We start from the raw sequence: 9,749 nt of genomic DNA, 5'->3' as shown, positions 1-9,749 counted from the left end.
CCTCCACCACCCGCACCCACTCAGCCGCACCCAACACCGGCACCCGACCCACCAACACCCCCGGATCCGCCGCCACAGCCTCCAGCAGCTCCACCAGCGACCGGGCGAAGCCTTCGGCCGCCTCACGCGAGAAGACGTCCGGCCGGTGCGTCATGCGGAAGCCGAGCCGCTCGTCGGGCAGCACGGTGAGGCTGAGCGGGTAGTGAGTCGCCTCAAGCCCGCCCACCGCCTGACTGATCTTGAGACCGTCCTCGCCCGGAGCCCGCCCGGGCGAATCGGAGGGGTAGCTCTCGTAGGCGAACAGCGTGTCGAAGGTCGCCCCCGCACCGGCCAGCCGCTGGATCTCGGCCAGCCCCAGGTACTGGTGAGCGATCAGAGCCGACTGCCGGTCCTGCAGGGCCGCCAGCATCGAGGTCACCGGCTGGTTCGGGTCCAGCGACACCCGCACCGGCACCGTGTTGACGAACAGCCCCAGCATGTCCTCCACACCGGGCAGCTCGGGCGGACGGCCGGCCACCATCGCCCCCAACACCACATCCGAGCGCCCGGCCAACCGGCTGACCAGCATCGCCCATACGCCCTGGATCAGGGTGTTCAACGTCAGCCCATGACCGCGGGCCAGGCCGCGCAGCGCCGCCGTCAGCTCCTCACTCACCGAGAAGCGCACCCGACCGGGTTCCGGCGAGGCCTGCGCCGGATCGACCGCAGCGACGAGTGTCGGCCCGTCGACCCCGGCCAGCTCCTCCTGCCACGCCGTACGGGCCTGTTCCCGATCCTGCTGCCCCAGCCAGGCCAGGTGATCCCGGTAGGGCCTCACCGGCGGCAGCCCGTTCAGTCGCCCACCGCTCCGGTACACGGCGAACAGCTCACGCAGCAGCACCGACAGCGACCAGCCATCCAGCAGGATGTGGTGGACGGTGATCACCAATCGATGCCGCCGCGCGCCGAACCGGATCAGCAGGAAGCGCAGCAACGGCGGCGCCGCCGGGTCAAACCGGCGGCCGTGCTCCTCGGCCGTCGCCTCGCCGGCCCGCGCCTGTGCCGTGGCTTCCGGCAGCCCCGACAAGTCCGTCTCCGACCAGGGCAGCTCCACCTGCCTGGCAATCACCTGTACCGGCTGGTCCAGCGCCGCGGGCTGCCGGAACCCGGCCCGCAGGTTGGCATGCCGGTCCAGCAGCCGCTGGCCGGACTGCCGCAGGATCGCGGCGTCGAGCGGACCCTCGATGTCCAGTACGGCCTGCAACGCGTAGACGTCGGAGCCCTGCTCGTCATACAGGGCGTGGAAGAGAAGCCCTTCCTGCAACGGCGACAGCGGCCACAGATCCTCTATCTCCAACTGAGCCACCGTGCTTCTCCTCTCGAGTTCCGCGAAGGTGTCAGCAAGAAGGACGTCAGGCGCCGACCCTGTCGTCGACCGAGTCCGTCGCCTGCCCGGCGAACTGGGTGAAGTACAACTCCGCATAGAGCCCGCCCGCCGCCAGCAGATCTTCGTGCGAGCCCTGCTCGCGGACACCGCCCGCGTCGATCACCAGGATCTGGTCGGCCTCCCGGATGGTCGACAGCCGGTGCGCGATCACCAGAGAGGTACGGCCTGCCAGCGCGCTCTTCAGGGCCCGTTGGACGGCGGCTTCGGACTCGGAGTCCAGGTGAGCGGTGGCCTCGTCGAGCACCACGATCGACGGCGCCTTCAGCAGCAGCCGGGCCAGCGCCAGCCGCTGCTTCTCACCGCCGGACAGCCGGTAGCCGCGATCCCCGACGACGGTGTCCAGGCCGTGCGGCAGCGCGGAGATCAGATTCCAGATCTGCGCGCCCTGGCACGCCCGCACGATCTCCTCGTCGGTCGCGTCAGGCTTGGCATACGCCAGGTTCCGCCCGATGGTGTCGTGGAACATGTGCGCGTCCTGGGTCACCACCCCGACCGTGTCACGCAGTGATTTCAGCGTGAGGTCCCGCAGGTCGTGACCATCGATCCAGACTGTCCCAGCGATCGGGTCATACAACCGGGAGACCAGATGGGTGATCGTGCTCTTCCCGGCGCCCGAGTGGCCGACCAGCGCGGTGAGCTTTCCCGCCGGAGCCCGGAAGCTGATCCGATCCAGCACCATCGCGGTGCTCCCGGTGCGCTCGGCGGACGGCAGCGCGATCGATTCGAGCGAGGCGAGTGACACCTCGTCGGCGGTTGGGTAGCGGAACGACACCTCGTCGAACTCGATCTCCGGCGCGGCCGACGAGGCGGACGGCAGCGCGATCGCGCCGGGGCGTTCGGCGACGAGCGGCCGCAGGTCGAGCACCTCGAAGACCCGGTCGAAGCTCACCAGCGCGGTCAGCACGTTGAGCTGGATGTTGGAGAGCTGGTTGATCGGGCCGTACAGCCGGTTGAGCAGGACCGCGAAGGCGGCAAGGGTGCCGAGCTGGAAGTCGTCGTGGATGACCAGAACACCGCCGATGCCATAGACCGCCGCGGTGGCGAGCGAGGCCACCATCGTCATCGCGACGAAAAACACCCGCCCATAGACGGCGGTCCGCACGTTGATATCGCGGACCCGCGCCGCCCGGTCCTCGAACTGCCTGCTCTCGGTCTCGGGCTCGCCGTAAAGCTTGACGAGGATCGCGCCCGCCACGTTGAAGCGCTCGTTCATCATCGTGCTCATCTCGGCATTGAGCTGCATGCCCTCCCGGGCATACCGCTGCAGCCTGCGGCCGACGACCCGGGCCGGCAGCATGAAGCACGGGACGAGCGCGAGCACGACTATCGTCACGACCCATGACAGGTAGAACATCGTGACTATCACCAGGACCAGCGACAGCGCGCTGGACACCAACACAGTCAGCAACTGCGACATCGCCTGCTGCGCCTCGATCACGTCGGTGTTCAGCCGGCTGACCAGCGAGCCGGTCTGCGCCCGAGTGAAGAAGGCGATCGGCTGCCGCTGCACGTGGGCGAAGACCCGGGTCCGCAGATCATAGATTATCTGCTCGCCAAATCGCGCGGAGAGCATCCGCTGAGCGATTCCCAGAAAGGCATCCAGAAGGGCGAGTGCCGCGACGACCGAGGCGACTACGACGACCAGCCTGGTGTTCTCCTTCAAAATGCCGTCGTCGATGAGGAACTTGAGTAGCAGTGGATTGGCCGCAATACTCGTGGCCTCGAGTGACCCGGCTGCCAGCAGCAGCACCAGGCGCCACCGATAAGGCTTGGCATAAGGCAGGATCCGGCGCATTGTACCCGGCCTGATCTGCTGCCGGGTAATCGGTCGGTCACCACCCACCCCGCGGATCATCATGGGGCCCGGAGCTCCGAGCGTCATCACCGACCTCCTAAACACGGGACCCGAAGTAGTGGCCGCGGTATCGGTTCAACCGTACCTAGCGGAGTTTGCGGCAACCACTGTCCAACTGCCGAAAACTCACGGTGAGCCGTATCAGTGCCCAATGAGGCCGGGATGGATGTCGGCCAGCGAAGGTGTGCCGGTGAGGGTCATCGCGTCGGTGAGTTCCTCGATGAGAATGCCCAGCACATGAGCTGCGCCTTCCTGCCCGCCGACCGCCAGGCCATGGAGGACTGGCCGACCCACGAGCACCGCGGCGGCCCCCACCGCCAGGCAGGCCAGCACGTCCCGGCCCCGCCGGATGCCACCATCGACCAGGACCGGGCAACTGCCCGCCACCGCCGCCACGATCTCCGGGAGTACCTCGAAGGTCGCGGGGACACCGTCAAGCTGGCGGCCCCCGTGGTTGGAGACCACGATGCCGTCCACCCCCGCACGTACCGCCCGTTCCGCGTCCGAGGCCGTCAGGATGCCCTTGACCAGCAGCGGCAACGAGCTGATCGACCGCAGCCAGTCGATCACCGACCAGTCCAGGGTCGGGTCGAGCTCGGCGCTGGCGTGCGCGGCGGGCGAGGAGAAGCCATCCCCGTCGAGGTTGACCGGCATGATACCCGGAGGCAGCCGGAAGTCGTTGCGCACGTCGCGCAGCCGGCGGCCAAGCCGGGGCGCGTCAACGGTGAGGACCAGCGCATTCATGCCCGCCCGCTCCCCGTGTTCGATCAGCCGCTGCGTCCGGAAGCGGTCACGGAAGCAGTACACCTGGAGCCACAGCGGGGAGCCTGCGGCCGAGACCAGCTCCTCGAAGCGGCGCCCGGCCATGGTGGAGACGACGACGGGCATCCCGACCGAGGTGGCGGCCCGCACCGTGGCCAGTTCCCCATCTGGGTGAGCCAGCGTGTGGAAGGCCATCGGGGCGACAGCCAGCGGCGCCGCCCACCGGTCACCGAAGATCCTGGTGGCGATGTCGGGGTCGGACGCGCCGCGCAGCACGGTTGGCCGCAGCCGGACGTCGTCGAATGCCGCCATGTTAGCCGTGAGCGTCCGTTCCTCCCCGGCGCCGCCCGCGCAGAAGTCCCAGACCAGACGGTCCAGCCGGGCGCGGGCCAGGTTCTCGTAGTCGCCGAGCGTCAACGCGGTCATCCCAGCCTCCGAGATCACTGCGCCAGATCAGGGCGCAGCGCGCTCGCGCCGCGCAGATACACATGCCTGATCGGCGGGCGCGCCCCGTCGACCTCCACATGCGCCATCAGCCGTACGACGCGCGGCAGCGCCCCGGGCACACCGATCTCGCTGGCGCAGATCATCGGTACCGTGTGAAAACCAGCCTTCCTGGCGGCCAGCGCGGGGAACTCGGCGTCCAGATCCGAGGTCGCGGTGAACAGCACACTGATCACGTCGTCGGTCACCAGCCCGTTGCGGATGAGCATCTCGGTGACCAGCTCGACCGTCGCCTCGAAGATGTCCTCTCGCGCGTTCGCCCCGACCTGCGTGGCACCGCGGATCGCTCGCACAGTCATACCCCGCAGCGTCGCTCGGATCCAGACTCACAACAATGGCGTCCAGCAATTTTCCGCCAGCGCCATCGGATGCCTTTTCGACAGTCGGCAAGAACGGTTAGAGCGATATAATCGTTCACGGGAGCGCTCCGTGGCCCAGCGACGGAAACGGACCTCCTGAAAGAGCCCCGAATATCGGTTCGAATCCGATTCCGGGTACTCTGCATCTTCTCTTCACCCGGGTTATACCCACGGTGGCTGACGGCACGCGGCCGATGTGGTTGCCCGACCCGGCACGGAGCCGGGCCGTGGAACTGGCACAAGGCCGTAGAACTGGCACGCACCAGCGGCGCCATCTTACTGGGCTGACATCCACAGAACCAACCGGCCCACACAGACAACCGGCCCACACATGGTGGACCATGTGTGGGCCGGTTGCTTTTGGACGCGACCGGTACGGCCGGCCTAAGCGTCGGTGGGCAGCCAGAACATGCCGTCAGCCGACGAGACCAGACCGCCGGGGAACAGCGGGGTCTCCGGCTCGGCGTCCTCACCGAGCAGCGCGCGCATCTGCATCTGCGAGCCCTCGTGCATGACCCCGCGGATCACCTGCGACTTCATGAACGGCACCATGCTCTCGCTGTTGTTGGCCACGAGCGCGTCGACCGCGGTAGTGAAGTCGGCGGTGTTGGCCTGCAGCCGGAGGGCCAGGGCGTCGGCGTCGGTCAGCGCGGATTCCCCCGACGACACTCCGCCGATCAGCTCGACGAATGCCTCCAGCTCGGGCTGGCTGTTCCCGGTGACCTTCTTGGCCTGCCAGAAGTAGGAGTCCTCGCTGTGATGCATCTCGTAGAACGACACCAGAAACTCGTAGAACACGCCGTACTCTCGGCGGTAGCGGGCCTCGAACTCCTGCATCGCGGTCTTCTCGTCCACAATCTCGGCGAGGACGCTGTTGATGGACCGGGCCGCGAGCAGCGCGCTGTAGGTCGCGAGGTGCACGCCGGAGGAGAACACCGGGTCCACAAAGCACGCGGCGTCGCCGACCAAAACCATCCCGGGACGCCAGAAAGTCGTCTGATGATAGGAGTAGTCCTTGCGTACCCGGAGCTGGCCGTACTGCCCGGTGGTGACCCGCCTGGCCGGCGCGAGGTAATCCGAAATCATCGGGCACTCCTCAATGAGCGCCTTCATGGCCTGCTCGGAGTCACCCTGGACCTTCTCCGCCATTTCCGACCGTACGACCGCGCCGACGCTGGTCAGCGTGTCGCTCAGTGGGATGTACCAGAACCAGCCGCTGTCGAAGGCCACACACAGGATGTTGTTCCGGTTGGGCTCGGGCATCCGCCGGCCGCCCTCGAAGTAGCCGAACAGGGCCAGGCTGCGAAAGAACTCCGAGTACTGCCGGGTGCCACCAACCCGATGGTAGATGCGGCTTTTGTTGCCGGTGGCGTCGACCACGAAGGAGGCCCGCGCCTCACGCCGGTTGCCGCCGTCGTCGGTGTAGCGGATGCCGACGACCCGGTCGCCGTCCTCGATGACGTCGGTGGCCGAGCAGCCCTCGTGTACCTCGGCGCCGACCCGGCGGGCGTTCCGCAGTAGAATCTCGTCGAATTTCGACCGTTCAACCTGATAGGCGAATGAGGTCGGCCCAGCCATCCGCGACGACACCGAGAAGGCGAACGTCCACGGCTCCGGGGTGGCCCCCCATCTGAAGGTACCGCCGCGCTTGAGCGGGAAGCCGGCTTTGGCCAGTTCGTCGGCGGCGCCGGTCAGCCGGCAGACCCCGTGGATAGTGGATGGTAGCAGCGACTCGCCGATCTGGTAGCGCGGAAAGTGCTCCTTCTCCAGGACAAGGACTCGATGCCCCTGCATGGCCACCAGCGCGGCCAGTGTGGAGCCGGCGGGTCCGCCGCCAACGACCACCACATCAAATTCCGCAGAATCTGTCACGGCCATCTCCCACCATTTTTTCCGAGCCCTTTAAGCCCGCTTGACCAAATTTTCAATCTAGTTTCGAATTTTCTCAAATAAATGTCAAGGACATTCTTCCGACAACGGCTCCGCCGCCTCCTGCGCGGCTGATACAGCCAGTACGGCTGGTTCCCCGCGACTCGGCGCCACCAGTATCAGCCGGCGATGAACATCGTGATCAGCGCCATGAGAACGAGCATGGTGAACGGTTCCCTGCCGCCGCGGCGAGCCCCATATTCAGCGCGATCAACGCCGGTGAATCCCGGTGTCCACCAGGATGGTGGCCAGCCCCCTGGTGGGGGTGCTGGTGGGAGTCCAGTCCGCTCAGCCGTGGCGCCGTGAGTCCTCTCCTATCGTCCAACCGCGCGATCTCGGCACTTGAACAGCGGCTGGCCATCCTTGCCGCTCGGGCATCTGCGGCAGACCGCGGCGTACAACCGGCGGTATTCCGCCGGCTCCTCCCGACGACGCCGGCTGATGGACGGGCTCAAACCTTCGAAATCGCCCCCGTATCAAAAAATCGAGGCGCTACATCCACTCTTTCGCTACTCTGCCTCCGAGGAGACACGATGCTCGCCGTCCCGGAGTTCCTCCGCGAGCAGGCACCATATATCAGCATACCCAGAGAAGAGATCGGCGATAGCTTCCCTACAGTGGGGTGGAACGTTTTCGATGATCTTTTTTTTCTCCCGAGCCGTGACCGTGCAGTAGCTCAGGACGTGAAGCACCATCCTTCCTACCTCGTTGTACCTCAGTGACGGATCCTTCCGCAGAACATCAAAGAGAGAGAAAAGTTCATCCAGCGATCTCCTCTCTTTTCGTCCCGAGCTGAGGCTTTTACGCATCGCCATGCGTCGCCTGAGGTCCACCGTGTCGACGTTCCGCTGCTTTACGGGGACCGGGCTTGCTCCCCGGAGAACTCGATTCTTTACGTCCGCCACCGTAGTCGGAGAGATTCCGGCTTCCCTTGCGATCTGCCGAAGAGAGGCGGCGGGATTTGCTTTGATCAGTTCGCTGGCCCGCTCCCTGCCCTCCACAAAGCTCAACGGCCTCGTACGCCCATCCATACCAATCCTGCTCGTGAACTGAGGGACACTTTCGGCCAGGCTCTGGCGGATTTCCGAGATTTTTTTCGCGGAAACTCCGACTACCGAGGCCACAGCTCTGTCCGACCACTGCGGACGGCACGCGATAATACGCTTCGCAGCGGCCACCCGATCCGCCATCGTGAGCGGCAGGCCGTGCGTGACGTTTGCGGCGACCGCCAGGAGAAAAGCGTCTTCGACGTTGCCATCAAAGAACTGCACCCTGATATCTTCCTCACCACGAATCGCGGCGGCCCGTAGCCGGTGTATTCCATCGACCACCCTCATCGATCCCCGATGCACGATGATCGGCGGCAACACGGCTTCCGTCTCGGCCAGTATCTTGACATGATGCCCGACCTCGCCGGCCACGCGAAGCGACTCGGAGGTGGTGAGTGAATTTATCGGTAGTAGCTCAACGGTGGTGTTCTGTAGTTCGTTCAGCAGTTTTCTCAGATAGGACCAGCCATCGCCTCCGCGCCCTTCCGTCCCGTTTTCAGAAATCACGTGCTCTTCCTTCCTGAAGAGTTCCAAGGGATAAATTTACGGGTAACTGTGGCGTGGATGGATGAGAACTATCCGCGAGGCTTGAGCCGAAAGATTCCCTCGTGACGAAGGCCAGGCGAAAGGCGCTCCGGCGGGCTTCCCGGCAGGAGGGCCGAAGGTCCACCGGCCCGGTGGGCACCCGGGCCGAACGGGTGGGGATCGACCAGGCTTGGCCCGGAACGCCATCCGGGCTCGGGACCGGTGTCCACACCAACTTCGGCCGCTCAACGTGGTCACCCAGATGACGCCGCCTGGTTGATCTTGAGCGTTTTCATGAACCTTGCCGAAGAGCAAAAGATTACCAAACAACAACGAATTTGATTACACATGAGTATTAATCCCACTAGGGTGGGCACCTACAGTCGACAAAGAATGTGGGTGACGGCCGGCAGTAAAAATCCGTGCTGTCTCACGGGCGGGCCGAAGGTGAGAGCGGGAATCGAGGAAACGTAAGGAGGAACGAATAATGGACGTCTAGATCACCATAGTTCGAAGCCCCCAGCGAAGATCTTTATGGAGGCCTTCTGGATGGCCCCTCACGGAACCCCCCTCAAGAAGATCTGAAAAGACAGAACGATGCCCATGAGACGGACCTCACGCTAGCACCGATACCCCGCGCCTCGCAAGCTTTGTCCTCGCAATCCTTCGCCGTGGAGTTTGCCTAAAAACAACCGTCCAAATTGCCAGGTTTGTCGAGGGCCTCACGCTCTGCCACTGACTCGCCGGGCCACACCGGTAAATATCTCGTCCCCTGCTCGGATACCCGGGATGAATGTTTCATCATGCGACCACTGTTTGCGCAGGTAGCAGACTAGATCAAAGTTCTGGTTCCACCTTGAACGCCGTCCCCTTAGAACACGTTTGAGGTCGTCGTGCGATAACTCTCCGTACCAGCCAGGGCGTACGACGGGTATGCCTTGCCGGGGAGAGGCCCGATGCCGTCCGCCAGGAGCATGGGACGTGTCCATTCAGGGTGGGCGGCCGTAGCCCGCTGACTTTGGGGTTTGTATTGAGGAGGTACGTTGGGCTCGTTGCTTGGTCCTGGTGGTTGGACGTGGAGGATCATGGGTCGTGGCTGACCCGTCCATGTCATGGCAGGGCGACGTCAAAGTAGGTACGGCGTGGCGTCTTGAGTTTGTGGTCGGCTACTGCTAGGGGTCGGGCCGCGAAGGGCCCTGGAACGCGGCAGACGCGGCACCTACAGGAAGATCTGAGTTCTCACGCAAAGGTCTTCCAGAAGCAGGTGCCGCGTCCGTGTCTGTAGTGTCCCCCATGTTGTGGCTTGAGTGTCAGCAGGAGCAGGTCGAGGTCTCGACAGC

At 64.9% G+C, this 9,749-nt stretch carries 6 protein-coding genes; all 6 read right to left on the bottom strand.

The window, feature by feature from the left end; genetic code table 11:
• The coding region (locus BMG523DRAFT_RS20895; protein WP_235463324.1) for a condensation domain-containing protein at nt 1-1,345 on the bottom strand (1,345 nt) is incomplete at its 3' end.
• 46 nt (nt 1,346-1,391) lie between these two features.
• A complete protein-coding gene (locus tag BMG523DRAFT_RS20890) occupies nt 1,392-3,308 on the bottom strand; it encodes an ABC transporter ATP-binding protein (protein ID WP_043592110.1) in 1,917 nt (638 codons plus the stop codon).
• Between the two features lie 114 nt (nt 3,309-3,422).
• Complete coding sequence (locus BMG523DRAFT_RS20885; RefSeq protein ID WP_011436875.1) at nt 3,423-4,469, bottom strand: alpha-hydroxy acid oxidase; 1,047 nt, start codon at nt 4,467-4,469, stop codon at nt 3,423-3,425.
• 14 nt (nt 4,470-4,483) lie between these two features.
• On the bottom strand, nt 4,484-4,846 hold the full coding sequence (gene aroH, locus BMG523DRAFT_RS20880) for a chorismate mutase (protein ID WP_023842144.1): 363 nt from the start codon (nt 4,844-4,846) through the stop codon (nt 4,484-4,486).
• A 444-nt stretch (nt 4,847-5,290) separates the two neighbouring features.
• Nucleotides 5,291-6,784, bottom strand: coding sequence for a tryptophan 7-halogenase (locus BMG523DRAFT_RS20875; RefSeq protein WP_035913402.1), 1,494 nt, complete (start codon nt 6,782-6,784; stop codon nt 5,291-5,293).
• Between the two features lie 560 nt (nt 6,785-7,344).
• A complete protein-coding gene (locus tag BMG523DRAFT_RS23770; protein WP_011436878.1) occupies nt 7,345-8,391 on the bottom strand; it encodes a ParB/RepB/Spo0J family partition protein in 1,047 nt (348 codons plus the stop codon).
• Between the last annotated feature and the right edge of the window lie 1,358 nt (nt 8,392-9,749).

The organism is Frankia sp. BMG5.23 (assembly GCF_000685765.2).
Classification (GTDB): Bacteria; Actinomycetota; Actinomycetes; order Frankiales; family Frankiaceae; genus Frankia; species Frankia casuarinae.
The sequence above is the reverse complement of the archived record's forward strand: the minus strand, read 5'-3'. Positions and strand labels throughout refer to the sequence as shown.